This window comes from Streptomyces sp. NPDC058964 (assembly GCF_042741275.1).
Classification (GTDB): Bacteria; Actinomycetota; Actinomycetes; order Streptomycetales; family Streptomycetaceae; genus Streptomyces.
This window is the reverse complement of sequence record NZ_JBHYKH010000033.1, coordinates 1-26,105: the sequence shown is the minus strand read 5'-3', so window position 1 is coordinate 26,105 and position 26,105 is coordinate 1. Positions and strand designations below refer to the sequence as shown.

26 protein-coding genes, 1 tRNA gene and 3 pseudogenes are annotated in these 26,105 nt (G+C 67.6%); 19 read left to right on the top strand and 11 right to left on the bottom strand.

All coding sequences use genetic code 11. The annotated features are described in order from the left end of the window. Positions 1 to 401: 401 nt before the first annotated feature. From ACFW2E_RS06840 to ACFW2E_RS06790, 11 genes and pseudogenes are all read left to right on the top strand, one after another. A pseudogene (locus ACFW2E_RS06840) lies at positions 402 to 1,205 on the top strand (FtsK/SpoIIIE domain-containing protein); the annotation flags it as partial. 82 nt (positions 1,206 to 1,287) lie between these two features. Beyond that, entirely contained in the window at positions 1,288 to 1,560 is a 273-nt protein-coding gene (locus ACFW2E_RS06835; RefSeq protein ID WP_384462486.1) for a hypothetical protein, read from the top strand. A gap of 2 nt (positions 1,561 to 1,562) precedes the next feature. Next, positions 1,563 to 2,234 carry a DUF2637 domain-containing protein gene (locus tag ACFW2E_RS06830; RefSeq protein WP_384462510.1) on the top strand — a complete coding sequence of 224 codons (672 nt, stop codon included), beginning with the start codon at positions 1,563 to 1,565 and terminating at the stop codon, positions 2,232 to 2,234. Between the two features lie 21 nt (positions 2,235 to 2,255). Beyond that, positions 2,256 to 2,447 (top strand): mobile element transfer protein, encoded by a 192-nt coding sequence (locus ACFW2E_RS06825; RefSeq protein WP_384462483.1) that lies wholly within the window; start codon positions 2,256 to 2,258, stop codon positions 2,445 to 2,447. Positions 2,448 to 2,458: 11 nt separating this feature from the next. Next, a complete protein-coding gene (locus ACFW2E_RS06820) occupies positions 2,459 to 2,617 on the top strand; it encodes a hypothetical protein (protein WP_380880610.1) in 159 nt (52 codons plus the stop codon). 23 nt (positions 2,618 to 2,640) lie between these two features. Then, complete coding sequence (locus ACFW2E_RS06815; protein ID WP_384462480.1) at positions 2,641 to 2,964, top strand: SpdD-like protein; 324 nt, start codon at positions 2,641 to 2,643, stop codon at positions 2,962 to 2,964. Positions 2,965 to 3,057: 93 nt separating this feature from the next. After that, positions 3,058 to 3,609, top strand: coding sequence for a GGDEF domain-containing protein (locus tag ACFW2E_RS06810; RefSeq protein ID WP_384462477.1), 552 nt, complete (start codon positions 3,058 to 3,060; stop codon positions 3,607 to 3,609). A gap of 85 nt (positions 3,610 to 3,694) precedes the next feature. Continuing rightward, positions 3,695 to 3,880 (top strand): hypothetical protein, encoded by a 186-nt coding sequence (locus tag ACFW2E_RS06805; protein WP_384462474.1) that lies wholly within the window; start codon positions 3,695 to 3,697, stop codon positions 3,878 to 3,880. Beyond that, a complete protein-coding gene (gene repSA, locus ACFW2E_RS06800) occupies positions 3,873 to 5,252 on the top strand; it encodes a replication initiator protein RepSA (RefSeq protein ID WP_384462471.1) in 1,380 nt (459 codons plus the stop codon). The genes ACFW2E_RS06805 and repSA overlap by 8 nt, the downstream gene beginning before the upstream one ends. Continuing rightward, positions 5,249 to 5,440 carry a helix-turn-helix domain-containing protein gene (locus ACFW2E_RS06795; RefSeq protein WP_384462468.1) on the top strand — a complete coding sequence of 64 codons (192 nt, stop codon included), beginning with the start codon at positions 5,249 to 5,251 and terminating at the stop codon, positions 5,438 to 5,440. The genes repSA and ACFW2E_RS06795 overlap by 4 nt, the downstream gene beginning before the upstream one ends. Beyond that, positions 5,440 to 6,666 carry a tyrosine-type recombinase/integrase gene (locus ACFW2E_RS06790; protein WP_384462465.1) on the top strand — a complete coding sequence of 409 codons (1,227 nt, stop codon included), beginning with the start codon at positions 5,440 to 5,442 and terminating at the stop codon, positions 6,664 to 6,666. The genes ACFW2E_RS06795 and ACFW2E_RS06790 overlap by 1 nt, the downstream gene beginning before the upstream one ends. A gap of 963 nt (positions 6,667 to 7,629) precedes the next feature. Here the strand turns inward: ACFW2E_RS06790 and ACFW2E_RS06785 are convergent. Then, positions 7,630 to 8,454 (bottom strand): helix-turn-helix domain-containing protein, encoded by an 825-nt coding sequence (locus ACFW2E_RS06785; RefSeq protein ID WP_384462462.1) that lies wholly within the window; start codon positions 8,452 to 8,454, stop codon positions 7,630 to 7,632. Between the two features lie 327 nt (positions 8,455 to 8,781). Here ACFW2E_RS06785 and ACFW2E_RS06780 point away from each other — a divergent pair, with 327 nt between their 5' ends. Next, entirely contained in the window at positions 8,782 to 9,228 is a 447-nt protein-coding gene (locus tag ACFW2E_RS06780; RefSeq protein ID WP_384462459.1) for a hypothetical protein, read from the top strand. A gap of 103 nt (positions 9,229 to 9,331) precedes the next feature. Here the strand turns inward: ACFW2E_RS06780 and ACFW2E_RS06775 are convergent, their stop codons facing one another. The 8 genes from ACFW2E_RS06775 to ACFW2E_RS06740 form a co-directional block, all read right to left on the bottom strand. Further along, positions 9,332 to 10,054, bottom strand: coding sequence for a hypothetical protein (locus tag ACFW2E_RS06775; protein ID WP_384462456.1), 723 nt, complete (start codon positions 10,052 to 10,054; stop codon positions 9,332 to 9,334). Between the two features lie 749 nt (positions 10,055 to 10,803). Beyond that, positions 10,804 to 11,421 carry a hypothetical protein gene (locus ACFW2E_RS06770; RefSeq protein WP_384462453.1) on the bottom strand — a complete coding sequence of 206 codons (618 nt, stop codon included), beginning with the start codon at positions 11,419 to 11,421 and terminating at the stop codon, positions 10,804 to 10,806. A gap of 125 nt (positions 11,422 to 11,546) precedes the next feature. Further along, entirely contained in the window at positions 11,547 to 11,693 is a 147-nt protein-coding gene (locus tag ACFW2E_RS06765; protein ID WP_384462450.1) for a hypothetical protein, read from the bottom strand. Continuing rightward, entirely contained in the window at positions 11,683 to 12,000 is a 318-nt protein-coding gene (locus tag ACFW2E_RS06760; protein ID WP_384462447.1) for a hypothetical protein, read from the bottom strand. The genes ACFW2E_RS06765 and ACFW2E_RS06760 overlap by 11 nt, the downstream gene beginning before the upstream one ends. 325 nt (positions 12,001 to 12,325) lie before the next feature. Then, positions 12,326 to 12,499 carry a type II toxin-antitoxin system Phd/YefM family antitoxin gene (locus tag ACFW2E_RS06755; protein ID WP_384462444.1) on the bottom strand — a complete coding sequence of 58 codons (174 nt, stop codon included), beginning with the start codon at positions 12,497 to 12,499 and terminating at the stop codon, positions 12,326 to 12,328. Between the two features lie 55 nt (positions 12,500 to 12,554). Continuing rightward, positions 12,555 to 13,163, bottom strand: a complete 609-nt coding sequence (locus ACFW2E_RS06750) for a GIY-YIG nuclease family protein (RefSeq protein WP_384462441.1) — start codon at positions 13,161 to 13,163, stop codon at positions 12,555 to 12,557. A gap of 1,043 nt (positions 13,164 to 14,206) precedes the next feature. After that, positions 14,207 to 15,241 carry a tyrosine-type recombinase/integrase gene (locus tag ACFW2E_RS06745; RefSeq protein ID WP_384462438.1) on the bottom strand — a complete coding sequence of 345 codons (1,035 nt, stop codon included), beginning with the start codon at positions 15,239 to 15,241 and terminating at the stop codon, positions 14,207 to 14,209. 129 nt (positions 15,242 to 15,370) lie between these two features. Beyond that, positions 15,371 to 15,446: transfer RNA gene (locus ACFW2E_RS06740), tRNA-Arg, on the bottom strand. A 320-nt stretch (positions 15,447 to 15,766) separates the two neighbouring features. Here ACFW2E_RS06740 and ACFW2E_RS06735 point away from each other — a divergent pair. The 4 genes and pseudogenes from ACFW2E_RS06735 (at position 15,767) to ACFW2E_RS06720 (ending at position 22,041) form a co-directional block, all read left to right on the top strand. After that, entirely contained in the window at positions 15,767 to 17,374 is a 1,608-nt protein-coding gene (locus tag ACFW2E_RS06735) for a dynamin family protein (RefSeq protein WP_384462435.1), read from the top strand. A gap of 3 nt (positions 17,375 to 17,377) precedes the next feature. Then, positions 17,378 to 19,510, top strand: a complete 2,133-nt coding sequence (locus tag ACFW2E_RS06730; RefSeq protein ID WP_384462432.1) for a YfjP family GTPase — start codon at positions 17,378 to 17,380, stop codon at positions 19,508 to 19,510. Positions 19,511 to 19,797: 287 nt separating this feature from the next. After that, a complete protein-coding gene (locus ACFW2E_RS06725; RefSeq protein WP_384462430.1) occupies positions 19,798 to 20,268 on the top strand; it encodes a single-stranded DNA-binding protein in 471 nt (156 codons plus the stop codon). 260 nt (positions 20,269 to 20,528) lie between these two features. Then, positions 20,529 to 22,041 (top strand): annotated as a pseudogene (locus ACFW2E_RS06720) (Cys-Gln thioester bond-forming surface protein). Positions 22,042 to 22,107: 66 nt separating this feature from the next. Here the strand turns inward: ACFW2E_RS06720 and ACFW2E_RS06715 are convergent. Further along, positions 22,108 to 22,581 (bottom strand): carboxymuconolactone decarboxylase family protein, encoded by a 474-nt coding sequence (locus ACFW2E_RS06715; protein ID WP_384462427.1) that lies wholly within the window; start codon positions 22,579 to 22,581, stop codon positions 22,108 to 22,110. 241 nt (positions 22,582 to 22,822) lie between these two features. Between ACFW2E_RS06715 and ettA the strand changes: the two genes are divergently transcribed. Genes ettA through ACFW2E_RS06700 form a run of 3 tightly spaced genes read left to right on the top strand, consistent with a single transcriptional unit; the run spans position 22,823 to position 25,597 of the window. Then, complete coding sequence (ettA, locus tag ACFW2E_RS06710; protein ID WP_384462424.1) at positions 22,823 to 24,487, top strand: energy-dependent translational throttle protein EttA; 1,665 nt, start codon at positions 22,823 to 22,825, stop codon at positions 24,485 to 24,487. 7 nt (positions 24,488 to 24,494) lie between these two features. Beyond that, complete coding sequence (locus ACFW2E_RS06705) at positions 24,495 to 24,908, top strand: acyl-CoA thioesterase (protein ID WP_384462421.1); 414 nt, start codon at positions 24,495 to 24,497, stop codon at positions 24,906 to 24,908. Beyond that, complete coding sequence (locus ACFW2E_RS06700) at positions 24,905 to 25,597, top strand: hypothetical protein (RefSeq protein WP_384462418.1); 693 nt, start codon at positions 24,905 to 24,907, stop codon at positions 25,595 to 25,597. Before ACFW2E_RS06705 ends, ACFW2E_RS06700 begins: the two co-directional genes overlap by 4 nt. 39 nt (positions 25,598 to 25,636) lie before the next feature. On the opposite strand, the pseudogene ACFW2E_RS06695 reads toward ACFW2E_RS06700, so the two are convergent. Beyond that, positions 25,637 to 26,105: pseudogene (locus ACFW2E_RS06695) on the bottom strand (hypothetical protein); the annotation flags it as partial.

Below are 26,105 nucleotides of genomic sequence, written 5' to 3'. Positions count from 1 at the left end.
GGCGGGGGGGCCCCCCCCGCCCCCCCGCCCACCTACCCCCCCCCCCCCCCCGCCCGGCGGGGGGGGCCGCACCCCAACACCCCGGGGGGGGCCGGCCCCGCGACGCAGGCTTTTCCGTCAGCGGCCTGGGAAGCCTGGATGACAGGGCGATGTGAAGTGGACAAACATACAGATCGCCTCAAGAACAATAGGAGTTGTTCTTCTTTCGCGCACGGCCATTCTCAATGAGCTTGACTCTTGTTCGCCGCGCATCAAAAGCATCTTGGATCCAGCTCTTTAGCGATGAGCCACTGTCTGGATACGCATAATACCGCGCATACCCAATATCCGCCCCATCCTCTCTTACGACATTGTCGTCGACCCTGGCCGGCAGAGCTCCACCTGTCCTTTTGCCAGAAGGTAAGTCGGGCAAGTCCGTCTACCAACGCAACCTCGTCGCCGGGCTCGCCCCGATGGACGTCGCTCTGGTCGGGATCGACTGCAAGCAGGGGGTGGAGCTGTTCCCGCTGGCCCGCCGGTTCTCCGCGCTCGCCGACAACCCCGACACCGCCGCCGAACTCCTTGATGCCCTCGTGACCCGCATGGAGGACGTCTACCAGCTCATCCGCGCCGAGCAGCGCATCACCTCGGCCGTTCCGGACGCGGAGATCGCCGCCGACATCTGGGACCTGCCCGACCACCTTCGCCCGACCCCGGTCGTGGTCCTGGTCGATGAAGTCGCCGAACTCGCCCTGAGCACGAAGAAGAACGACCCCCGCCGCGATCGGATCATTAGGGCCCTGGTCCGTCTCGCGCAGCTCGGCCGGGCCGCCGGCATCTATCTGGAGATCTGCGGTCAGCGCTTCGGGTCCGAACTCGGCGACGGCATCACCATGCTCCGCGCCCAGCTCACCGGCCGCACCGCACACCGCGTCAACGACGAAGCCTCAGCCAAGATGGCCTTCGGCGACATCTCCCCGGACACCGTCCTGGCCGCGATCCAGATCCCCGCCGAGATGCGAGGGATCGCCATCGCCGGAGACTCCACCGGCGGCTGGCACCGCATCCGTGCCCCGCACACCTCCCTGCGCCAGGCGGTCAACATCTGCAACCGGCACGCACAGCGCACCCCGGACCTGCCCGAACTGGCCCCCTTCCGGCCCGAGCTGACCGGGACCTCTGGAACTCCGGCGGCGCTGTCCAAGACGGCTCCCGCCGCCGTCTGACCTCCTCGCTCCACGGTTGGCGCGACCAGCTTTCGCGCCAGGTCCCTACCCCTGCCATGTCTGAAGAAGGAGAGGCCCTCTCATGCCCCAGTCACTGACAGCGCTGGATGACCTCCTCCCCGACGACTTCCTCGGTCAGCTCGCTGCCCTGCGGGAGGCACGTGATCAGTTGGACCAGCAGATCCGCGCCTACCTGGCCTACGGACGGGAGTTCACCGGCCCCCGGCCCTACACGCTGGCCTCACTGGCTGAAGCGGCCGGGCTGTCGATCTCCGGAGTCCGTACCGCCTACACAACCGCCGACCGCGACGCCGTGGCTCGCGCCCTGGGCCGAGGCCCCCGGAGCCGGTCATGAGGATGTCCGCCCGCCCGCTCCGCCTGGACGCCGTCCTCGTGCAAGCCGTCATCGCCGGAGCCCTGTCCTTCGCCCACCTCCACGACCTGGCCGCCGCTGCCGGACAGGACGGCTGGAAGGCCTGGGCCTACCCGGTCAGCGTCGACCTGCTCCTGGTCGCCGCCTGGCGCCGCCTCCGTACGGACGGCCCGTCCAGGCTCGCCTGGTGCTGGTTCCTCATAGCGCTGTTCGCCTCGCTCGGCGCCAACGTCGCCACTGCCGGATTCCTCGACCTGGCCAACCCACCCGCCCTGCTCCGCCTCGGCATCGCCGGATGGCCCGCCCTCGCCTTCCTCGGCGGCACCCTCCTCGCCCACTCAGCAGACCACCAGATCCCGGATCCGCCGGCACCCACCCCGGCCCCGGAACGCGCACCCGTCACCAACGTGGAACTGGAACCCGAGCCGGTGCCTGATCCGGAGCCCGCCCCGGCTCTGACGGAAGAAGTTCCAGCCCTTCTGGCCGCTGCACCGGCCGCCGCGCCCGCGGTGCCTGCCGTCCTCGTCGACCACGCCCGCAAGGTCGCCGACGAGTACCGCGATCGCACCGGGTCCCCGATCGACACCGACACCCTGCGCGCCCGCCTCGGCGTCCCGCCCCACCTCGCCGACGCCATCGCCGCCCAGCTCGCCTGACCCGGAAGGAGAACCACCGCGATGCCCGCCCGAGACCACTTCCACTCCGTGATGCGGATCGGCCCGGTGCAGATCGGCACCCACCGCGACCGCAACGGCCAGACCAAGCACGCCGCTGTCTGCAGCTCCGACGGCTGCGGCTGGTCCGCCGACTACTCAAGCCAGGCCGCCGCCCAGCTCGCCGCCCGCACCCACCGCTGCAAGGTCCGCTAGGAGACACCGCCATGCAGGTCCCGCTCTGGTTCGCCCTCGCCGTCGTCGGCTACCTCGGTGTCAAGTTCCTCCGCCCGCCCTGGTGGCTCGTCGCCGTCCTGCTCCTGGGCGGCTACCTCCTCGCCGACAGCATCCTCGCCCCCGCCATCGACACCGCCATCAAGAAGTAACCGCACCCGAAGGGAGAGCCGCCATGTTCCGCCCGAAGATCCCGACCATGCCGACCCCGACCGGCCTCACCTCCCCGCCCGCCGTTGTTGAGGCGACCGAGGTCCAGCACGCCCCCACCGCACCCGCCTCGGCTCCTGCTCCGGCCGCTCAGGGCACGTCCCGGCCCACCATTCAGCTCAGCCCGGGCGCCGTGATCGCCCTGCTCGGCGGCGGCACCGCCGTGGTCCTGGTCGTCGGCGCCGTCCTCGTCTTCATGCTTCTCGCCGTTGCCATCACTGGCGCGTCCGTCGCCGTCTGCGCCCTGGTGATCCGCTCCCTGATCAACGCCGAAGCCAAGCGCCGCTGACCGGTCCCCGAGGCGACGCACAAGCCGCCAAGCACGCCGCCGCCTCCGGGACCGGACTGCTCAAGCCAACCGCCATCGCCAAGGAGAACGCCCATGGACCCGCAGATAGCCGCCAGCGTCGTGCCGTTACTCGGCTGGGCCGTGCACGGCGGCATCCTCAGCCGCCGCCTCGCCACCGCCCGCCGCGACCCGCTCACTGGCCTGCACACCCGCGCCGGATGGACCGCCCGCGCCGAACACGTCATCCGGCGGCACCCGACCGCCGCCGTCCTCCTGGTCGACCTCGACCACTTCAAGACCCTCAACGACACCCACGGCCACGCCGCCGGAGACGCCGCCCTCACCGCCATCGCCGACCGGCTCCGCACCTGGTGCGGACGCAACGGCATCGCCGGACGCCTGGCCGGAGACGAATTCGTCGCAGTCATCCGCGATCAGGCTGCCATTGATCTCGACGCGCTGACCGCCGTACTCCACGAGCCGCTGCACTACGCCGGGGCGTCTGTGCCGCTGGCTGCCTCGCTCGGGGTCTGCCCCGTCGCCGACCTGCCGGTACCCGCCCTTACGGACGCGCTCGCCGCCGCCGACGTGGCCATGTACGCGGCCAAGGGCCGTGGCCGCCGGGGCTCCCGCACCTCTCGCTGATCAGCCGCCGGGTGGCGCACAAGCCGCCAAGCACGCCGCCACCCGGGGCCGTTCCCTCCAACCGCAATCGAAAGGAACCACCATCATGTCCCGCCGCACCCCGCCCCCGCCGAGGATCTGCCCGGCCTGCGACGGCTTCGCCTCCGCCGCCGTCACCCTCGGCGGCCGCGACGCCCACGGCCACCTGCGCACCATCACCGCCCACTGCCCGGCCTGCCACGGCACCGGCATCGCCCGCACCCGCTGTACCCGGGAGGGCGCCCGTGCCTGACACGCTGCTCGATCCGACCACCCTCGGCGACCTGCTGAGGGTGGCTTCGGCCCCCGACTACACCCGCTGGGAAGACCAGATCCGCCGCACCGGAGGCTGCGCCGACCCCATCCACCTGACCGGCTGGACTCTCCATAAGGACAAGACCACCGGCGAGACTCTGCACCACTACTCCACCGAGAAGGAGCCCGGCGGACGGCTGCGCGTGGCCTGCGGCAACCGCCGAGCCTCCCGCTGCCCGGCCTGCGCGTGGACGTACGCGGGCGACACTTACCACCTCATCCGCGCTGGGCTCGCCGGAGACGACCGCCGAGACATCCCCGTCACCGTCCGCGACCACCCCCGCGTGTTCGCCACCCTCACCGCCCCGTCCTTCGGCCCGGTCCACAACCGCCCCGACCGAGGCGTCTGCCGCTGCGGCACCCGCCACAACGCCGACGATCCCGCCCTCGGCACCGCCATCGACCCGGGGACCTACGACTACGCGGGCGCCGTCCTCTTCAACAACCACGCCGGACAGCTCTGGCAGCGCTTCACCACCCGTCTGCGCCGCGAGATCGCCGCCCGCGCCGGACTCACTCGCCGCGAACTCCCCGACCACCTCCGCGTCTCCTACGGCAAGGTCGCTGAGTTCCAGAAGCGCGGGGCCCTGCACTTCCATGCTGTGATCCGCCTCGACGGACCCGACGGACCGGGCAACCCACCGCCCACCTGGGCCACGGTCGACCTGCTCACCGACGCGATCCGGGCCGCTGCCGCGCATTCCTACACCTCGGTGTCGGTGCCGGCCGCCGAGGACCAGCCCGCCCGCAGCTTCCGCTGGGGCACCCAGCTCGACGTCCGCCCGGTCAAGGCGTTCGGTGACGGCTCCGACATCACTGAACAGGCCGTCGCCGCCTACGTCGCCAAGTACGCAACCAAGGCCGCCGAGACCACCGGCACCCTCGATCGCCGCATCGGTGAACTCGCCGAACTCGACCGCCACCAGGTCCCCGACCACGCCCGCCGCCTCATCAAGGCGTGCAAGGAACTCGACCCGCTCTACCCCGACCGCCGTCTGTGGGCCTGGGCCCACATGCTCGGCTTCCGGGGCCACTTCAGCTCGAAGTCCCGCAGCTACTCCACCACCCTCGGCGCCCTCCGCCAGGAACGCGCCGACTACCGCGCCGCTCAAGAGCGCGAAGCCCTCGGCCTGGAGGACGCCGAGCCGGACACCGTCCTGGTTTTGGCCGATTGGCAGTACGCCGGACACGGCCACACCCCCGGCGAATCAGCCCTCGCCGCCACCATCGCCCACGATCTCCAGCTCAACCGCGAAACCGCCCGCGAAGCCCTACTCGATGCGCTCGTCCAGGAAGGAGCTGCAGCGTGAGCACCACTGCCCTTGCCGAACTGCTGACGGTGCCTGAGGTCATGGCGCGGCTCAGGCTGGGCCGCTCCACGGTCTACGACCTGATCCGTTCCCGTCGGCTGGTCTCCATCACCGTCGGCCGTTCCCGCCGCGTGCCCGCTGACGCACTGCGCGACTTCATCAACCACGAGATCGAGGAGGCAGCCTGATGGCCAAACGCAACCCCAATGGAGAAGGCACCATCTACCGCCGCAAGGACGGCCGGTACGAGGGTGCGGGGTATGTCCTGATGCCGGACGGCACGTACAAGCGCCGACGGGTCTACGGCAGGACTTGGGAGGAGGCCCGGCGGAAGCTCACCGAGATGCTCGCGAAGAGCGATCAGGGCATCCCTGCGGCAGACACGACGGAAAGCCTTGGCACCTACCTGACCTACTGGCTTGAGCACATCGTGAGCCACAAGGTGCGGCCGTCGACGGTTTACAGCTACAGCAAGTGCGTCAACGCGTACATCATCCCTCGGCTCGGCAAGAAGAAGCTGGCCCGGCTCACCGCCAAGGACGTGCGCCTCTTCCTCGACTGGGCTCGGCAGGCATGCCAGTGCTGTGCTCAGAAGCGCGACGCCGCCCGTCAGGCCGCTACGCGCCGCTGCTGCGCCGCCACCCCCAAGCGGTGCTGTGAGCGTCGGCTGTCTCCCCGCATGGTCCAGTACCTTCACGCGGTGCTGCGGAACGCCCTCCAGCACGCGGTGCGTGAAGAGCTGGTGCAGCGCAACGTCGCCAAGCTCGTCCAGGTACAGACTCCCCGGTACCGAGTCGGCCGCGGCCTGTCCGTCGCCGAGGCCAAGATGCTCCTGGGCGACGTGCGTGATGACCGCCTGAGTGCGGCCTACGTGCTGGCCCTGTACCTGGGTCTGCGGCGCGGTGAGTTGCTGGGGCTTCACTGGTCGGATGTCGACCTGGATGGGGGATCGCTGGAGATCCGTACGGCTCTGCAGCGGGTCAATGGTGAGCTGACGCTGACCGCGCCCAAGACGCGTCGCTCGGAGAGGCCCGTACCGCTTCCCGTCGTGTGCGTCGACGCGCTCCGCCGGCACCATGCGCGCCAGGCCGAGGAGCGCCAGGAAGCGGGGGAGCAGTGGCGGGAAGCCGGTCTGGTCTTCACCACCAGGCGGGGGACCCCGATCGAGCCCCGGAACCTGAACCGACACTTCTACCCGATCCGTGAGCGGCTGGGCCTGGGGGTGCGTTTCCACGACCTTCGGCATACCTGCGTGACGCTGCTTCTCGGCCTCGGTATCCCGCCGCACATCGTTCGCGACATCGTCGGGCACAGCGCCCTGGAGGTGACCATGAACATCTATGCGCACGCCGACATGACCGAGAAGCGGGCCGCTCTGGATCAGCTGGGAAGTCTGCTCGCCGACGACAAGTGACGGGCCCGTTGCCGTCAGCGTTGCCGTCAGAGACACGAAACGCCCTGGAGGGGAGATCCCCTCTGGGGCGTTTTTGCTGGTGACGGCTGGCGCCCCCGGCAGGACTCGAACCTGCGGCCAAGCGCTTAGAAGGCAACGTGACTAGCCAAGACTCTAACCAGGCACGATGCACTCTCGCCAGTCCCCTGCGGGTATCCAAGCACCTTGCGCAGGACTCCCTAGTGAAGTTGCTTCCCGTCGGTCCTGGCCCACAGACGTGCGTCTGCGTGCCCCTCGTGACAGGACGCATGTCCTGGTCACTGGTGTCCTCCCTCTGTCGGCTGGCGTCCTAGCCAGCCGTATGGATCACCCTGCTCTGATCTTGAGTCTCTGTACGCCTCTCTCCCGGCCTATCTCGGATGTCTTGGGGTGATGGGCTCAGGAGGGGGTGTCGGTGGCTCACAGGGCCGCACAGGGGCGTAGGCGGGTATGGGAGGGAGTGGCAGGGTGGGGCCGTGGGGGCGGGTGGGGTGAGCCAGGGGTAATGCGTGCGCTCTATATGTGAATGAGGTGGGCCCATAAGGGATATCGAATTCCCTCGCTCGCCAGCCCTCATTCGTCCCCGCCGGTATTCCTGACTGAATTCATCGGCGAATACAGCCCAGTCACCCCAAGCGATCCGGCGCGCAGGGCATATCGGTACAGTCGACCCGGGGGTTATTAATCCGGACTCACACTGTCTGTGTGAGACCCCTTAGAAATGTGGCATAAAACTGGTAGGTGCAAGGGCAGCACTGTCACCTGCTACCACCCGTGCTACACCCCGTGTCGTACTGTCTCACCCCGCTTATGTGGGGAAATAGTTAAGGATGCTAGGGATTATTGCTGACTAGCCCCAGGTTCCCCCGCCCTAGTCTCCACCTTCCCCCGCTTACGCAGAGAGGGGGCCCTAGCCGTTACCGGCGTAGGCCCCTATCGGTAGCTCTACCGACCTACGGGAATCCCCCTGGACCACAGTTCCTCTGCATGTTCGGAGAAACGGGAGAACATCCCCCCGTCACCCATGGAGCGGAGATGGAGGAGCGGGGAGTCATGGCCAACCAGCCTGGCCAGGTGTGGTGTAACCAGTGCCTCATTGTCGAAACGGAACACAGACAGAGAGACGTGGTTCACTGCATCCTGGGCGGAGGAGAAACGAGCCTCAATACCTTCCACTTCCCTCAGCTTTTCTACGTTCTCCAGGGTGATCCTGATTCGGGTGGAGACGGTGAGTGCTACGTCCTCAATGGCTTCCCGCTGCCTGGTTACCTCTCCGTTGGGGTCGCCGAGTAGAAACCTTACTCGGCACCCCTGCTCTGCTTTCCTGCGAATGGTCCCCAGGAAGTCTGGCAACTGAGTCCACAGGAAGTAGTTCGTGTATCCCGCGAAGAACAGTTCCCCTGTGGCTTTCTCCGTCATTTCTGCCCAGACCGTCGAGGGACAGGCAGACCGATAGGGGTAGCTGTGAACAATCTCCCTGTCCCCGCCTGTCTTGATCCGCTCCTTCACTGCCTTGGGCCAGATCATCTCTTCGTCAACTCCCAGTGCCTTGCAGGCGTCTTCACGGTTCCTGGCGTGAGGGATCAGTTCGGAGTCACTGACCCACCGCTCCACCGTCTTCCCTGAGACACCCACCCTCAGAGCCAGTTGCCGGGGTGACAGACCAGCGGACTCCATAGCCGATCGTAGGGCAGTGTTCAAGGCTCCCCCTAGGGACGTTTGGGCGTTCTTCCAAGCTACCGCCGAAACTGCCCAACTGTCCCTGTCCATGGCCCAGTACGCCCCTTGTGGGTAGTCACGATGCGGGCATGGCGGACGAGACGGCACCACCACTGGCAACCCTGCGCATCGAGGTGTACCGGGTGAACCCCGAGACGGGAGAGAAGACAGTCATCAAGCCCGCTCAGGTGATCCAGGCAGGGGAAGTGCTCATGACCTCTGAGTACCCGCCCTGCTCCTGCTACCGGTGCCTCGGTAGGCGGGGTGGGTAGGAGAGGTGCCGTAAGAAGGGGCCGGGGAACTCCCGGCCCTTTGTGCTGCGGCAGGTTGGATCTCTGGCATAATCCAGCCGTTCATGCGAAGAGGAAGGGGCGGGGAGTGAGTTTGCTGAGCGCGTTCAGAGGGGTGGTACGTAACATTGCAGCCAATAGACGCTGGGCCAAGCTATCCAATGAAGCGGTGTTGCGGGGGAGCTATCAAGGAAGCGCTCGGGTTCACGCCCTGATTAAGGATGGTTTCCTGGTTGGGAGGGGTGAGGTTCATCCCTTGCTCACCACCATTCCCGAGCAGGCAGGTCCCGGTACGGCGATGCTGAAGCCGAACGGCATGTTCGTATTCACGCTGGATTCTTCTGGCTATGAGCACAAGATATGGCGGAAGCACATCAGGGGGGTGGAGGAGGTGGGGCGAAATGGGTACGTCCCTTCTGGTCACCTCATGCTCACCTTTGATCCGGCTATCCCGTTCTCCCTATCGCTTGAATCATTCCCTCACCAGCGGGAAGACTGGCTAGCGCTCTCACCAAAGGAGCAGCCTGCTTCCTGAGAAGGTGAAGGGAACGGGTGGACTGCTTGACAGTGAGCAGCCGCCCTTCCTCATGCGGACGAGGGAACCCCCCCTCGTCCTTTTGTGTCACCAGGTCTGGTGATCACGCCGCCATCTCCAGCTCGGCCTTGATCTTCCGGTACTGACAAGACACGTAAGACCCACTGACTCCAATCTCCCTGGCTACGTCTGCCGCCTTCTTCCCCGCAAGGAATCCGTCTCGGATAGCCCGCTGGTTGTCGGTGAGCTGAACCTGTCCGGAATCACTCGACGGGATATCTGAACCCCGAGCCGGCTCGCCCCCTGAATTCTGAACTGAACCCTGAACCTGAACTGTGCTCTGTAGTGAACTCTTCCTGGACACAGTCTTGGTCACCGTGAACTCTCGGACCTGTTCAGTCAACTCCAGTTCAATCTCCCTGAACTTCCTCCGATAGATGGGGGCAACCTCGGCAGCGAATACCAGGATGACGGGAGCGATGGAGTGGATAGCTGCTCCCACCCAATCTCCTCCCGCTACGGAAGTCCAGGTATTCAGGAAGAGCGAGGCTGCCCCGGTAACCCATCTGAATGCGGCAGCCCACCTCCCTCCCTGTCTGCCGTGTCTGGACAGGGTGGCGTCTGCTGATATAGCCAGGATGAAGGCTGCGTCAGTGAGACCGCCTAGGGCCCAGCCTGACCAACTCCATATCGAGTGAGCAGCAACCAGCGGGGTAGACGTCATGAGGGAATAGAACACCGCTCCCCCCACGATTAGGGACAGCATGAAGTCCACAACCTTCCTGGTTCTACTGATGGACTTCAGTTCACTCTCGATACGGTTCATGGTTCACATCTCCTTTGGTTCATGGTGGTGGTTCAGTTCACGGGCCCTAGCCGTTACCGGCGTAGGCCCCCGCCCTGGTTCAGTTCAGTGGTTCAGGTTCACATCAGTAGCGGGGGAGTCGAAGGAACTAAGCGGGGTGATGTGAGCACAGGGAACAGAAACCGGAGAGCCCGTCCAGGGCGTAGGTTCGGATTGATTCGGCTGCAATCGGGTGAGCCACTCACACGGGCTTCGCTGGACGCTTCGCCCTGTACTCAGGCGGGAGACGAATAGCGGGGTGGTGAGAGACGTCGGCATATCGTTCCCCGCTACAGGCAAGCGCAGCTTGATTTGGCGGGAAGCAGGATGCGTGCCGGAGTGGCGAGAGCATTCATGGCAGATCACCGGCACCCGACCGATAGGGAGCGGTGGCCGATGGTGAACCGCTGCTCCTGATGTCTATGAGGTAAGCGACTCTCACGGGGCTTCGCTGGACGCTACGCCCCTGTGCCTGAGCGGCCATGGGAAGACACATGGACCCAATGAAGGGCTCTGCTAACGCTCGCCCTTCTGTCCCCGCCCTCTTCTCTCTCCCGCTCTACGGTCTCTTACTTAGGGCCATAAGTTGCACCAGGGTGAGGGTCAGGTAGAGGGGCCTACTCTTAGGGCCATAAGTCGTGAGACATCATCGAGCTACATGCTCCTACTCTTAGGGCCCTAAGTTCTCGGGTGTCACAGTCAGCTCAGGCTCATACTCTTAGGGCCATAAGTCAGACCGTGGGTTCCTCGTCGTAGAAGTCCTCGTCGCGCGTCCACGTCCGGTCGGTGAAGTCCCCGACCTGGAGATAGAACGTTGTGCTAGCCCCTCGCTTACTTCCGATGGTCTCGACTGTCAGCCAGCCACTTTCGACTAGGGCCTGTACTCCTCGCTCTGTGTAGGACCGGAGATTCCCTGTCCGGTTCTTCCTGCCCACCGCATCGGCCAGGGAGCGCCAGGGGATAGTCACCTGGGAGTCGTCCCCGCACAGCCTTGCTATCTGCTTGGCTGTCAGCATTCCACTGAGGGGTACGTACTGAATCACGTCCCGATACCAGAGATGCGCCTGTCCGATCGGTGGCATGTTCTCAGCGGCAAGGGGTTGTCCTCGCTTGGCCAGCAGTCGACCGTGTTCCTTGATGCGGTCCGCGTATCGAGAGAGGAACCCAGTGTCCTTCGCCTTGAACGGGGATCCGCCAGGTATCAGCGTGACAATGGAAGCCTGACCGGGAATCCCCTTGGGCCACTCCTTCGCAGCCTTGGCTGTACCTGCCCACGTACCCCGCGTGAACTGTTCTGCGATCTTATTGAGGTCTCCGGTGTAGAGGTCTTCGTAGTTGTTGTAGCTCATGTGCCGTGTCTCCTTCTGCGGTTTACGGATAGGCCGAGCCGGCTCGGGGTTACTGAATTCCCTAGCAGACATAGAGAAGGGCCCGTAGCCGTCCACCGGCGTAGGGTCCTATCAGTTCTCTTCGGTTAGTACGACAGGAACCGCTTCAGTTCCTCCGTGTCGTCTGCTGTGAGTCGCTCCCAGGATTCGTCTATGAGGAGCTTCAGTAGCGGGAGTGGTTCACCACCGGCCTCCAGGTATTCCTCCCACAGTTCCTGTATCTCATCGCTCATCGTTGTTCTCCCTCAGCTTCTCCAGGATGTATCCGGCATTGCCCTTCCCCATGGGGTCCAGGTCGTCTATGTCTTCCTTGGTGAAACAGCCTCGCTCCATTGCGGTGAGCAGGACGGCTCCGAAGAACAGTGCGGTCCCTCTGACTCCTATCCGTCTCACCCGCTCAAGGTTGGCTTTGATGTCTGCTCGTATGTCGTCTGGTCCGTTGTGTCTGACGCTTCCGTCGCGAGCCCACGCCTTGACTCCCATGGCCCTGAATAGCTCCAGGGTGCTGGGTATCAGCGTCCGTCTCCTGCGGTATCCCATGCCTGCCCTTCCCCTTGCTGCGCCCCGGTCTTTCGGTACTTCCTCGGCTCACACTCTCCACAGGTCCCTATCCGGTATCCGTGGCAGTGCTTGCGGAACTCGGTGAGGCTCTTCACCTCCCCGCACTCTCGACAGACTTTGTTCTCTCTCGGTCTGTCGTTGCGTGCCCTGAGTGGCGTGAGTTCCCTGCCACGCTTCTTCTGTTTCAGGTGTGAGTCACACAGTCCGCTGCTCCTGTATCGATTGGTGCAGCCGTCGTACTCACAGATCCGTATAAGCATTGGTCTCTCCTTTGTGGTGGCGGGCCGAGTATCCGGCCCGTAGCTCAGTTCTTGTCTTCGGAGAACAGGTCTCGTGTCAGTCGTGCGTATCGCTCGGCGGAGATCATCACCACTGCATCCCGTCCGTACTTGGTGATGCGGATGGTCTCCCCTCCCTCTGCCCGCTGGATCAGTTGGGACAGGACTCCCTTAGCTTCCTTGCTTCCGATGCTCGCCATTGGTTCTCCTCGTTGTCTCGAATGGATGGGCCGGGCGTGCCCCCGGCCCTATTGCTCAGGCCCAGATGTCTTCGTGTTCCTTCTTCTGTAGCTCCTGAATCTCTCGGCCTGTGTTGCTCCACATCTCCTGTGCGTACTCACCCTTGATTCCACGGCTGTGCTTGTTGGCCAGCCAGGATTCGAGGTCGTCCACTTCAGCGTCAACGCCCTGTTCTTCTGCCCACTGGAGCAGTGAGGGGTCCGGCCAGAATTCCTCCATGGCTCCCTGTACTCGGAGGTGAGCCCACTGCCTGTGAATGACGGCCTCCAGGGATTCACCGCCCTTGAGTACAGCCAGCACCTGTACGGGGATTCCCTGGTTCGGCTTACCGCTCAGAGTCTTTATGCGCTTCAGGCTCGGGTCGGTGGTGTATCCGATCTTCACGTGGGAGTTGGCCAGCCGGATTACGTAGGTCCAGCCGGAGGTGTGGTTCATGTCGGGATTGGCCTCATGGATTGCGGCGGCCAGCTTCCTGCTCTTCTCCCGGTAGTTCCAGAAGAAGTCCCAGGAGTGTCCGGAGCACAGGGCCAACGATGGTGCTCCCTTCACGCCGTTGAACTCTGTGATGGTGGCCTGTTCTTCGCACCCGATTACTGCACACTGCGTGGCGGTCTCGTTGGTCATGGTGGTCTCCCTGGTGGTTGGTCTACGAGAAAGGGGCCCAGAGGCTTCTGGGGCCCCGTTCACTGGTGCTGTGGTGGCTGGCTGACTGTTCGGGATTACGCAGCTTCAGCGGGGCGTATAGAGGCTCTCTCGGACTTCCTCCAGTGGTGCACTCCGATGCTGATATCGAGAGTCAGCCCGATGGCGATCGGATGCTTGCACTCACCGTGCCGTCCGCAGTGCTTAGCAAAGTCCTGACGGGTCTCGAACTCTTCACGGCACTTGGTGCATCGATGACCGGTAAGGGTGCGGGTGTAGTGGCGCTTGGACATGGGTTACCTCCGTTGGTCTGTGTGTGGTGGTGGCAGGGCAGCTTCGCCCTGCCTGATGGTGACCAGGGCGCATGCCCTGTCACGGTTTGCGGGCTGACATCCGTCAGCGCCGCTAGGTGGGGACCTTTGGATCCACTGGCCCCAGAACGGGAAGAAGGTGGGGACCCCTGGGGAAATAAAAAAGCGGAGGACAGGGGGCGTTCCCTGTCTCCGCATTCACAGCCTATGTGGTGGTGCTGACACTCGCCCGTAAGCGCTGGTCTCGAAGGTGGGTACCTCACGCCCAAAGACAAAGGGCCCCGGTCCTCACTGGGAGAACCAGAGCCCTTGCCGTGCTGCCGCCGCGACCAACGGGGACCACCGCACAGGAGGAGAGAGGGGAGATACCTCTGCACCCCTCGGGACCCACCTACTGGAGATGAGCCCTGAGCGACGCAGGGTCCCGGATCAACCCCCTCACTATCTAAGTAACCCCCCACCTGCCAGGGATGGTCAAGCAGCGTTACCAACTTGTGATCTTCTTTCCCTTGTGGTCTCCGGTCCGACCGTACTCACGCAGGTCAACCCCCTCACTATCTATACGGGGTCCCACCTGTAGGGGTAGGTCAACCAAGATCGCTAGACGTTACCAACCTGTTATCTCCGTGGTCCCCGCTCACCATGTCCCGCACATGCAGAAGGGCCCCCGAGAATCCCTCGGCGGGCCCCTACTGCTGTCTCTGGCGGGCTGGTCTAGTACCGGTCACCCATCTTCCGTGCGGCCTTCACAGCCCTACTCACGGCCATGTCTGCCGCGTACCTGCGGAGCATGGTGGGGTCCTTCCAACCCTGAATGGTCATGACGTCCTCACCGCTCATTCCGGCGGAGAGCATGTCGTCCGTGGCTGTGTGCCGGAACTGGTGCGGGTGGCATCCCTCGTAACCGGCTTCCTGTGCCCTGCGGTTGAGCATCCGGTAGAGCCCCGAGTAAGTGAGCCTGCTCCTGTTCCTGGTCCCGAGCCACAGCCACTCGGAGTCAGACAGCTTGTGTGTCTCCCTGGCCCTCAGATAGCGGGTGAGAGCGATGACCGTACGCGGCTGGAGAGGAATGACCCTGCCCTCTCCCGTGCTCCTGGCGTCCTTCAATGGCACAACCTGAGCCAACCCCTGTGACAGGTCGAGGGAATCCAGCCTGAGCGTGAGCAGCTCCTCTGCCCGCAGTCCCTCTGTCAGGACCCTCACGATTGCGTGATCCCTCAGCTTCTCGAACTCCCTGACTCGGGGGTGGCCGTTACCGGTCACCTTCAGTACGTCGGTGATGAAGTCGGCGGAGAGAGTCTGCGGCTTGCCAGCCTTGGGGGGTGCGTACCTCTGAAGCTTCTTGTCCCGGTAGGGATTGGTGACGTCGTGCTCCTCCTCCATCCACGTGAAGAACGGCCGGAGGTTGCGTTGCACTGTGTTCGTCCCGCCCTGGTTGTGGCTCTGGTAGTAGGCACGGAAGAACAGGTTGAGTGTGGCAGTGTCCACGCTGGTGAAGTCCTCTTCCATTCCCTCTCGGCTCATCCACTGATCGAGGGCACGGACTGCCTTTGTGTAGGCCGTGACGGTCTTCTCTGTGTACGGCCGTCCGTGCTTGTTGTTGCTGGCCCGGAGATGGGTTGCGTAGTCCTGAGCTGTGGCCTGCCTGACGTCTGCCTGCTCTGGCTCGGCGGGGATGGCTCGGAGAGTGGTGGCCCTGGTGGTTGCCTGAGCGGCCCTGAGAGGTGACTTCCTGGCCTGTGCCGACACGGGTAGCTCCCTGGTGTCTGGGCTAGGCAAGGTGCAGTCTGCTAGGCGCCTTACCTAACCGAGTCTGGTAGGTAAGTCACGCCGTCTTCGATGATTCATCCGACCCGTCTTCGCAGGTCAGGTAGCTCGTGGCGCCCCCGGCAGGACTCGAACCTGCGGCCAAGCGCTTAGAAGGCGCCTGCTCTATCCACTGAGCTACGGGGGCCGGTGTGGTGGCCTCGTACGTGCTGCCCGGGTGTGGGCTGATCCGTGACGTTGCCGGGGACAAGGATAGGGCTCCTGGATCCTTGTCCCTGTTGCTTCGCCTCCGTGGCTCGATGTGGAGGTTCGGTGAAGCGGTCCTGATAATCGCAGGCAGGTACGAATCGTGCACCGCTTTTGGCGTCTCGCGCACCGGGTGTTGTGCACTCGTTATGCCTGGACTGTGCCCACGTCCCAGTCATCCCTTCCGTCCGTTGTGTTCTGTCGGCGCGCAGACATGTCTATATGCTTCAGAATTCCCCTAAAATTGGGCATTCTTCGCATGTGGTGACCTTGGACGTACGGCCCCAGCTGCTCGACACTCTCTCCGCTCTGCGCGACCGTGTCGCCGCCGCACGCTTCCCGCTGCCCCTGGCGGGGGCCCCACGCGCGCGTGCCAACCGCGACGAACTGCTCGCACAGCTCGACGACTACTTGGTGCCCAGGCTGAGAGAGCCCGAAGCACCCTTGCTGGCCGTCATTGGAGGATCCACCGGCGCCGGCAAGTCGACGCTCGTCAATTCCCTGGTGGGGCGGCGGGTCAGCGAGGCGGGCGTACTGCGGCCGACGACCCGCACTCCGGTGCTGGTGTGCCATCCGGAGGACCACCACTGGTTCAGCGGGATGCGGGTGCTGCCGGACCTCACGCGCGTGTGGGTGCCCCATCAGGACCCGGGGGAGGAACTGCTGCTCCCGGGGGAGAACCCGGCGCGCGTGCTGCGGATCGAGACCGTCGACAGCCTCCCGCGCGGGCTCGCCCTGCTGGACGCGCCCGACGTCGACTCCCTGGTCGCCGAGAACCGTCTGCTCGCCGCCGAGCTGATCTGCGCCGCCGACATCTGGGTGATGGTCACGACCGCGGCCCGGTACGCCGACGCCGTGCCCTGGCATCTGCTGCGCACCGCCAAGGAGTACGACGTCACCCTGGTGACCGTCCTCGACCGGGTGCCGCACCAGGTCGTCTCCGAGGTCAGCCGCCAGTACGGGGCCCTGCTCACCAAGGCCGGGCTCGGTGACGTGCCCCGCTTCACCGTGCCCGAGCTGCCCGAGTCGGCCTGGGGCGGCGGGCTGCTGCCCGCCACCGCCGTGGCATCGCTGCGCACCTGGCTCGTCCAGCGGGCGCAGGACCCCGGCGCCCGCCAGCACGCCATGGCGCGTACGGCGTACGGCGTCCTCGACTCGCTGAGGTCGCGGATGCCCGAGCTGGCGAGCGCCGCGGCCGCCCAGTACGCGGCCGCGCTGCGGCTCACCGCCGCCGTCGACGGGGCGTTCGACAGCGAGCACGCGCGCGTACGGGGGCGGCTGCAGTCCGGGGCCGTACTCGCCGGGGGCGCCCTGAAGCGCTGGCGGGCCTTCCCCCTCGACTGCACCGCCGGTGAGCTCCTAGACGCCCTTGCGGAGAGTCTGGCCGCGCTGCTGCTGTGCGCCGTCACGGCCGCCGACGAGCGCGTCGACGAGGCCTGGCGGCGCGAGCCGGCCGCGGGCGCCCCGGGGCTCGTGGAGCGGGATCCGTCGCCGGAGAGCTCCGAGCACCGGATCGGGCTGGCGGTACGGCGCTGGCGGCGCGAGCTCGAGGAGTGCGCCGAGGAAGAGGCGCGACAACTGGACCGGAGCGTCGCACCCGACCCCGAGATCGTCGCCGCGCTCGTCGCCACCACACTGCTGGGCGGCCGCAGAGCCCGGTCCGCGGGCGAGGGCCTCGCCGAGAGGCTCGGCGCCCATCGTGCGACGGGGCTGCGCGAACGTGCCGGACGGCTGCTCGCCGAACACCTGGACCGGGTCATGCACACCGAGCGCGAGCGCCGCCTCGCCCCGCTCGACGCGCTGGAGGTCCATGCCGAACCCCAGGCCGAACTCATTGCCGCGCTGTCCGTACTGCAGAAGGAGAGGTGACCGGTGACCGCCGTCGCCGACCAGGACCACACGGACCACACAGGCCAGACGGGCCACACAGGCCAGACGGGCCGTACGGACCACACGGACCACACGAGTCACACCGGCCACGCGGATCGCGGAGACCACGAGGGTGACACCGAGCGCACCGATTCCACGGGGCCCGTGGTCTCGATCGTCAAGGACACCGAGGGGCGCGAAGACGCCCCCGTCCACGAGAGCCCTTCAGCGGACGCGCGTCCCGGGGAGGGCACGAAGGCGGATCCCGCCGCGGCCGCCGGCGCCGAGGCGGTGGCGGGGACCGGCAGCGATGCCGACGCCGAGAACGACGACGCCCCCGCCGCCGGTCCCGCTTCCGCTCCCGAACGCCCTCGGAAGAGCGCGTCCCCGCGTCACGCGCGCGCGGGGGACGACGACGCGGCCGCGGGCGACTCCTCGGACGTCTGGGACGACGGCCTCATCGCCCGGCGCGTCACCGAGACCGCCGCCGAACCCGCCTCCGTCGTCGAGAACCGGTACCCCGGCGCACACCCCCCGGCCCCACTTGCGTACGACGGCCCGCTGCGCTCCCGGCTCGACGCCCTGCGCGAACTGGTCGGACTCTCGCGCACCCGCCTGGACAGTCACACCCTCGCCGAGGCGGGCCGGGTCCTCGACGAGGCGGCGGCGCGCCGCAAGCTCTCCGGGGAGCACACCGTCGTCGCCATCGCGGGCGCCACCGGCAGCGGGAAGTCCCAGCTGTTCAACGCCCTCGCCGGGGTGGCCATCTCGGAGACCGGGGTACGGCGTCCGACCACCGCCGCGCCCATCTCGTGCAGCTGGAGCGACGGCGCGGCGACCCTCATCGACCGGCTGGGCATCCCCGGACGACTGCGGCGGCGTCCGGTGCAGAGCCCGGAGGCCGAGGCACAGCTGCGCGGGCTCGTCCTGGTCGACCTGCCCGACCACGACTCGGCGGCCGTGCAGCACCGCGAGCAGGTGGACCGCATCCTGAAGCTCGTGGACGCGGTCATCTGGGTCGTCGACCCCGAGAAGTACGCCGACGCCGTCCTCCACGAGCGCTATCTGCGGCCCATGGCGGGCCACGCCGAGATCATGATCATCGTCCTCAACCAGATCGACCGGCTGCCCGGCGAGGCCGCCGACCAGGTCCTCGACGACCTGCGGCGGCTGCTCGACGAGGACGGAATCGCCCTGGGGGAGCACGGCGAACCGGGCGCGACCGTGCTCGCGCTGTCCGCGCTCACCGGGGACGGCCTCGGCGAACTGCGCGAGGTGCTCGGCCGGTTCCTGGCGGAGCGCGGAGCCGCGGCCCGTCGGGTCGCGGCCGACGTGGACGCGGCCGCGGCCGGGCTGCGGCCTGTCTACACCACCGGGCGCCGCACGGGTCTGAGCGAGCCGGCGCGGGACGAGTTCTCCGCCCGCCTGGCGGACGCGGTGGGCGCCGCCGCCGCGGGCGAGGCCGCCGAACGAGCGTGGCTGCGCAACGCCAACAAGGCCTGCGGCACGCCCTGGCTCCGGCTGTGGCGCTGGTACCAGGGCCGCGGCGAACTTCCGACGGGACGTCTCACACTGTGCACGCAGACGGACGAGGAGGCGACGGCGCGTCAGCGCGTCGAGCAGGCGGTCCGTACGGTGTCCGACCGGGCCTCGGCCGGGCTGCCGGCCCCGTGGGCCCAGGCGGTGCGCGAGGCGGCGGTACGCGGTTCCCAGGGGCTGTCCGAGGCGCTGGACGAGCTGGCGGCACGGGCCGCGCTGCCGACGGGGCGGCCGCCGCGGCCCGGCTGGTGGCCGGTGGCCGTACTGGTCCAGGCGTCCATGACGATCCTTCAGGTGGTCGGCGGGCTCTGGCTGGTGGGGCAGATCGCGGGGGTCATGGCACCGAACCTCGGAGTGCCGGTGCTGCTGATGGTGGCCGGCATCGTCGGGGGGCCGCTCGTCGAGTGGAGTTGCCGGATGGCGGCGCGTGGACCGGCACGGCGGTACGGCCTGGAGGCGGAGAGACGATTGCGGGAGGCGGCCGCGGGCTGCGGCCGGGCCCGCGTGCTCGATCCGCTGGCCGCGGAGCTGCTGCGGTATCGCGAGGTGCGGGAGCAGTACGGGCGGGTGGTCAAGGCCGAGGTCACGGTGGGTTGATCGGGACCGGGGCCGGGACCGGGGGCGGGGACGGGGTGGGGTGATCAGGAGCGGGGCATGGTGGAGTGAGCCGGCTCGCGAGGGGCCGTGGATCACTTGGCCGGGTGGCGGAGTTCTCCACAGGAGGCCGTCGGTCCACAGCGCTCGGCGGGCCCGTCCCGGCGGAGGCAGTCTGGTTCCGCGGCGATCGCGACGAACGCGGTCGCGGCGGCAGACGCAGCCGTACGGGACGGGCCCGTACGCATGCCGGCCCGGCGTCCGCGACCCGGGCGAGGGAGGGGTTCACGATGAACGAGACGATGGTCTGCGCGGTGGGCAACGTGGCGACACAGCCGGTGTACCGGGAGCTGGCGGCGGGTCCGTCGGCGCGCTTCCGGATGGCGGTCACGTCGCGTTACTGGGACCGCGAGAAGAACGCCTGGACGGACGGCCACACCAACTTCTTCACGGTGTGGGCCAACCGGCAGCTCGCCGTCAACACCGCGGCCTCGCTGAACGTGGGCGACCCCGTCGTCGTCCAGGGCAGGCTCAGGGTGCGCACGGAGACGCGCGAGGGGCAGCAGAACCGGCTCTCCGCGGACATCGACGCGGTGGCGATCGGCCACGACCTGGCGCGCGGCACCTCCGCCTTCCGGCGCACGGCCAAACCCGAGTCGGCGCCCGCCTCGCCACGCCCGGAGCCCAACTGGGAGACACCGGCAGGGGATTCCACGGACGCGGTCGGGCAACAGCAGCCTGAACCGGTAGCGGTGACGTGATGTCAGCCACAACGGAGGGCTGACCGAACCGCGGCTTATCGGCGAATGCGTTCCGAACCGCCGGGTCGTCGCACCGATGAGACCTGCTCACGGTCGGTCACGGCGATAACGATTGCGAGTCGGATCGGCCATCCGACGATATGACCGGCAAGGCTGGTGCGCCTGATCCATAGGATGCCGGGCGTAGCACTCGTGGCTGCTGATTCTGCTGGTGGGACCGCGCCCCCCACGTGAATGGGTCCTGCTCGAAGGGGAATTCTGTGCTCTTTGTGTTCTCTGGGCCCTCTGGACCGTCCGTGCCGTCCGCGCGCGGACGGGGTGCGGTCCGACTCGCCTCCGCGGCACTCGTGTCCGGACTCGTGGCCGACGGCGTGCTGGGCGCGGCCGGCCCGGCGCCGGCCGACCTTCCCCCGCCGAAACAGGGCGGGGGGTCCCCCCCCCCGCCCCGGCACGCGCGCGGGCCGCCCCCGCCCCCCCCGCCCCCCCCCCGACGAGACCCCGCAGAACCAGGGCGGGGCGACCGCCACCATCGGCGGCCTGAAGACGTACGGCGAGGCCGTCCTCCACGAGAACGGCAGCGATCTGAAGGTGGCCGCGGGCCTGTTCGAGATGTCCGTGGACGGCGGCGGCACCCTCCAGACGTACTGCGTCGACATCCACAACCCCACTCAGAAGGACGCCAAGTACCAGGAGACCCCCTGGAGCAGCACCTCGCTGGGCACCAACAAGGACGCCGGCCGGATCCGCTGGATCCTGCAGAACTCCTACCCGCAGGTGAACGACCTCGCGGCGCTCGCCGAGCGGGCGGGCGCCCACGGCCTCACCGAGCAGGACGCCGCGGCCGGCACTCAGGTGGCCATCTGGCGCTACTCGGACGGGGCGGACGTCGACGCGATCGACCCGCAGGCCGAGAAGCTCGCCGACTATCTGGAGAAGAGCGCCCGGGGCACGGCCGAGCCGAGTGCCTCGCTGGCCCTCGACCCGCCCGCGGTGTCGGGCCGGCCCGGTGAGCGGGTCGGACCGGTCACGGTGCACACGAACGCGCGGGACGTGACGGTGGCCCCGCCGGCGGACGCGGCCATCAGCGGCGTGCGGATCGTCGACAGCACCGGCAAGGTCGTCACCTCGGCGAAGAACGGCAGCCGGCTGTACTTCGACATCCCCGAGGATGCCGCCGACGGGTCGGCCGAGCTGACCGTGCAGGCCTCGACCACCGTGCCGGTCGGCCGCGCCTTCGCCTCGGAGAGCCGCAGCCAGACCCAGATCCTGGCCGGCTCCAGCGAGTCGACGGTCTCCGCCACCGCGAGCGCCACCTGGGCGGAGAAGGGCGCGATACCCGCGCTGTCGGCCCGCAAGAACTGCGCCAAGGGCGGCGTGGACATCACGGCGGCCAACAAGGGCGACAAGCCCTTCACCTTCGAGCTGATGAGCGTCGAGCACACCATCCCGGCGGGAGCCTCGCGCACCGTGACCGTCCCGCTGCAGGAGGACCAGGCCTACGACTTCATGATCACCGGGCCGAACGGCTTCGAGCGGCGCTTCAGCGGCGTCCTGGACTGCAAGACCCAGGGCAGCGCGGGCGGCGACGCGATCCAGACCCTCAGCGAGCCGAGTCCGGCCTCGGTGGGCGGCACCTCCGGTGGCACGAACCTCGCCGAGACCGGCGGCTCCAGCGTCACCCCGTTGATCACGGGAGTCGCCATCGGCCTCGTCGTCATCGGCGGCGCGGCCCTGATCCTGCTCCGCAGGCGCGAGACGTCGGCGGGCGACTGACCGCGACGCCGCGGCCACGGCCGATGCCGCCGGCACTGGGCGGCACCGGCGGCCGGGGCCGTTCCGTCAGTGCAGCTGGCCGACCTGGTAGTGGCCGGCGGGCTGCTGGGTGATGACGTTGCCGCGGTTGAAGGCGTTGATGACGGCGATCTGGGTCACCAGGGCGGCGAGCTGGTCCTCGTCGTAGTGCTTGGCGGCGTTCGCCCAGACCTCGTCGCTGACGCCACCGGCCGCGTCGGCGATCCGGGTCCCTTCCTCGGCCAGCTCCAGCGCGGCGCGCTCGGCGTCGGTGAACACCGTGGCCTCGCGCCAGGCCGCGACCAGATGGAGGCGCACCGCGCTCTCCCCGGCCGCGGCGGCCTCCTTGGTGTGCATGTCGATGCATCCGGCGCAGCCGTTGATCTGGCTGGCGCGGAGCATCACCAGTTCGCGCGTCGCGGCGGGCAGTGCCGACTCCGCGAGCGTCCTGGCCGCCGCGACGATGTGCTTGAAGGCCTTGGCCGCGACCGGGCTGGCCATGAGGTTCAACCGGGCATCCATGGTGCACTCCTGGGCCGTTGTCGGTGGTTACACCTCTTGGACCGAACGACCACCGCGAGTTGTGACACGAACGAATGTGACCCGCGTCTCCTCCGCGGCCCGCGGCAAGGCCGCCTGCCCCGCCGGACGAAACCCCAGGCAGGAGCCCCGCGACCACACGGGTTACCACCCAGGCCTGGACGTCAGGCAAGATGGGGTGTATCTGCCCACTGCCAGATTTCAAGCTGCCGGACGGTTTCTCTTGGCTGAGTTCATTTACACCATGCGCAAGGCGCGCAAGGCGCACGGCGACAAGGTGATTCTCGACGATGTCACCCTGAGCTTCCTTCCGGGTGCCAAGATCGGCGTCGTCGGTCCGAACGGTGCCGGTAAGTCGACCGTGCTGAAGATCATGGCGGGGCTGGAGCAGCCCTCCAACGGTGACGCGTTCCTGTCGCCCGGCTACAGCGTCGGCATCCTGCTGCAGGAGCCCCCGCTGAACGAGGAGAAGACCGTCCTGGAGAACGTCCAGGAGGGTGTCGCCGAGATCAAGGGCAAGCTCGACCGGTTCAACGAGATCGCCGAGCTCATGGCGACCGACTACTCCGACGCGCTGCTCGACGAGATGGGCAAGCTCCAGGAGGAGCTCGACCACGCCAACGCGTGGGACCTCGACGCCCAGCTCGAGCAGGCCATGGACGCGCTCGGGTGCCCGTCCGGCGACTGGCCCGTCACCAACCTCTCCGGTGGTGAGCGCCGCCGCGTCGCCCTGTGCAAGCTCCTGCTGGAGCAGCCCGACCTGCTGCTCCTCGACGAGCCCACCAACCACCTCGACGCCGAGTCCGTGAACTGGCTGGAGCAGCACCTGGCCAAGTACCCGGGCACCGTCGTGGCGATCACCCACGACCGGTACTTCCTGGACAACGTCGCGGAGTGGATCCTCGAGCTCGACCGCGGCCGCGCCTACCCGTACGAGGGCAACTACTCCACGTACCTGGAGACCAAGGCGACCCGCCTCAAGGTCGAGGGCCAGAAGGACGCCAAGCGGCAGAAGCGCCTCAAGGAAGAGCTGGAGTGGGTGCGCTCCAACGCCAAGGGGCGCCAGGCCAAGTCCAAGGCCCGTCTCGCGCGGTACGAGGAGATGGCGGCCGAGGCGGACAAGATGCGGAAGCTGGACTTCGAGGAGATCCAGATCCCGCCGGGCCCGCGTCTGGGCAACGTCGTGGTCGAGGTGAACGACCTCCACAAGGGCTTCGGCGAGAAGATCCTCGTCGACGGCCTGTCCTTCACCCTGCCGCGCAACGGCATCGTCGGCGTCATCGGCCCGAACGGCGCCGGCAAGACCACCCTGTTCAAGATGATCCAGGGCCTGGAGACGCCGGACTCCGGCGACATCAAGGTCGGCGAGACCGTCAAGATCTCGTACGTCGACCAGGGCCGCTCCAACATCGACCCCAAGAAGACGCTGTGGGAGGTCGTGTCCGACGGACTCGACTACATCAACGTCGGCCAGGTCGAGATGCCCTCGCGCGCCTACGTGTCCGCGTTCGGCTTCAAGGGCCCGGACCAGCAGAAGCCGGCCGGCATCCTGTCCGGCGGTGAGCGCAACCGTCTCAACCTGGCGCTCACCCTGAAGCAGGGCGGCAACCTGCTGCTCCTCGACGAGCCGACCAACGACCTCGACGTCGAGACGCTGTCGAGCCTGGAGAACGCGCTGCTGGAGTTCCCCGGCTGCGCCGTGGTCGTCTCCCACGACCGGTGGTTCCTGGACCGCGTCGCCACCCACATCCTCGCCTACGAGGGCGAGTCCCGGTGGTTCTGGTTCGAGGGCAACTTCGAGTCGTACGAGAAGAACAAGATCGAGCGGCTCGGACCGGACGCCGCGCGTCCGCACCGTGCCACGTACAAGAAGCTGACCCGGGGCTGATCGACTCTTGCGTCACATCTACCGCTGCCCGCTGCGCTGGTCTGACATGGATGCGTATGGACATGTCAACAATGCGGTCTTCATCCGCTACCTGGAGGAAGCCCGCATCGACTTCCTGTTCCGCCCGGAGAAGGACTTCAAGCAGGGGTCCGTGGTGGCGCGCCACGAGATCGACTACAAACGGCAGCTCGTCCACCGGCACCACCCGGTGGACATCGAGCTGTGGATCACCGAGATCCGGGCGGCGTCCTTCACCATCACCTACGAGGTGAAGGACGACGATCTCGTGTACGTGCGGGCCTCCACCGTCGTCGTGCCGTTCGACTTCGAGGCCCAGCGGCCCCGCCGTCTCACCGAGGAGGAGCGGGAGTTCCTCCAGGAGTTCCGGGACGACGCCGAGGAGGAGGCCGTCGCCGCATGACGGTGCTCCACCTCGCCGACGAGGGGGAGGCGGCGGACCTCGCGGCCTTCCTCTCGCGGCTGCTCCACTACGACCGCGCGGCCGCGGTGCGCCTCCAGGCGGCCGGCACCGCGCTCGCCGTGTTCGGGCGGCCGCCGTCCTTCGAGGTGCTGGCCGTCCGCGCGGTGCGGCTGGCCAAGCCGTACGAGGACGGGCTCGACGTCACGCTCGACGTGACCGTGTCCGCCGGTGAACTCCTGGAGTCCGTGGACGAGACGGCGGCCACGGCTGCCGTCCCGGCCGCGGTGACCGGGCCGCCCTGGGCGGGAGTCCTTCCGCCGCGCGGCGGCTGGCAACCGGAGCGGGGGCTGCCCGCCCCGGACGTGCTGCGCGCCATGGTCGCCGCCGTCGTCGCCGAGTTCCGCTCCCGTACGCAGGAGTTGGCGCCGGAGCGCCGCACCCGCGCCGAACTCGACCGGATCGGGCGGGACATCTGGTCCCGTGCGGTCGGGGAGACCGGTCTTCCGGTACGGGCCGTGCACGCGGCCCAGTCGCTGGGCTTCCTGCGCCCGGCCGCCTCGGCGCACACCTCCGACGAGCCCCCCGTGGCGCTCTACTCCTCGGGCGCCTGGCTGAGACTGCGTACGCCTTTCGGCTCGATCGCCGTACGCAGGGCGGGACTCGGCGCGCTGGGCGTCAGCGTCCGCTAGGACCCGTCAGGCCCGCCCCGGCGCGGCCCCGCGGGGCGGTCACCCGCTCTCGTCCGGCCAGACCCCGATGTGGTCCGGCTCCAGTTCCAGGGCCACACGGTCGCGCATGCCGAGGGCCCTCGTGTACTCGGCGGGGAGCTGGAGGCGGCCGGCGCGGTCGAGCATGGCGTACTCGCGGGCCACCACCGTCTCGTTACCGGTCGTGGCGTCGACCTCGCTGCGGCGCAGGACCTCCGTGGAGGTACGGCCGTCGCGGATGGCGACCGTGCGGCGGACCTCGTCGGCCACCGCCTGGTCGTGGGTGACGATGACGACGGTGGTGCCCAGACGCTCGTTCGCGGTGCGGAAGGCGGCGAAGACCTGTTCCGCGGTGTGGGAGTCCAGCTCGCCCGTGGGCTCGTGGGGGCGGCGCCCCCCGCGGTGGGGGGGGGGGGGGACCGCCGAGGGGCCCCCCCCCGGGGGCCCACCCACCCACACTGGGGGGAGGGGGGGGGGGGCGGGCGCGCGG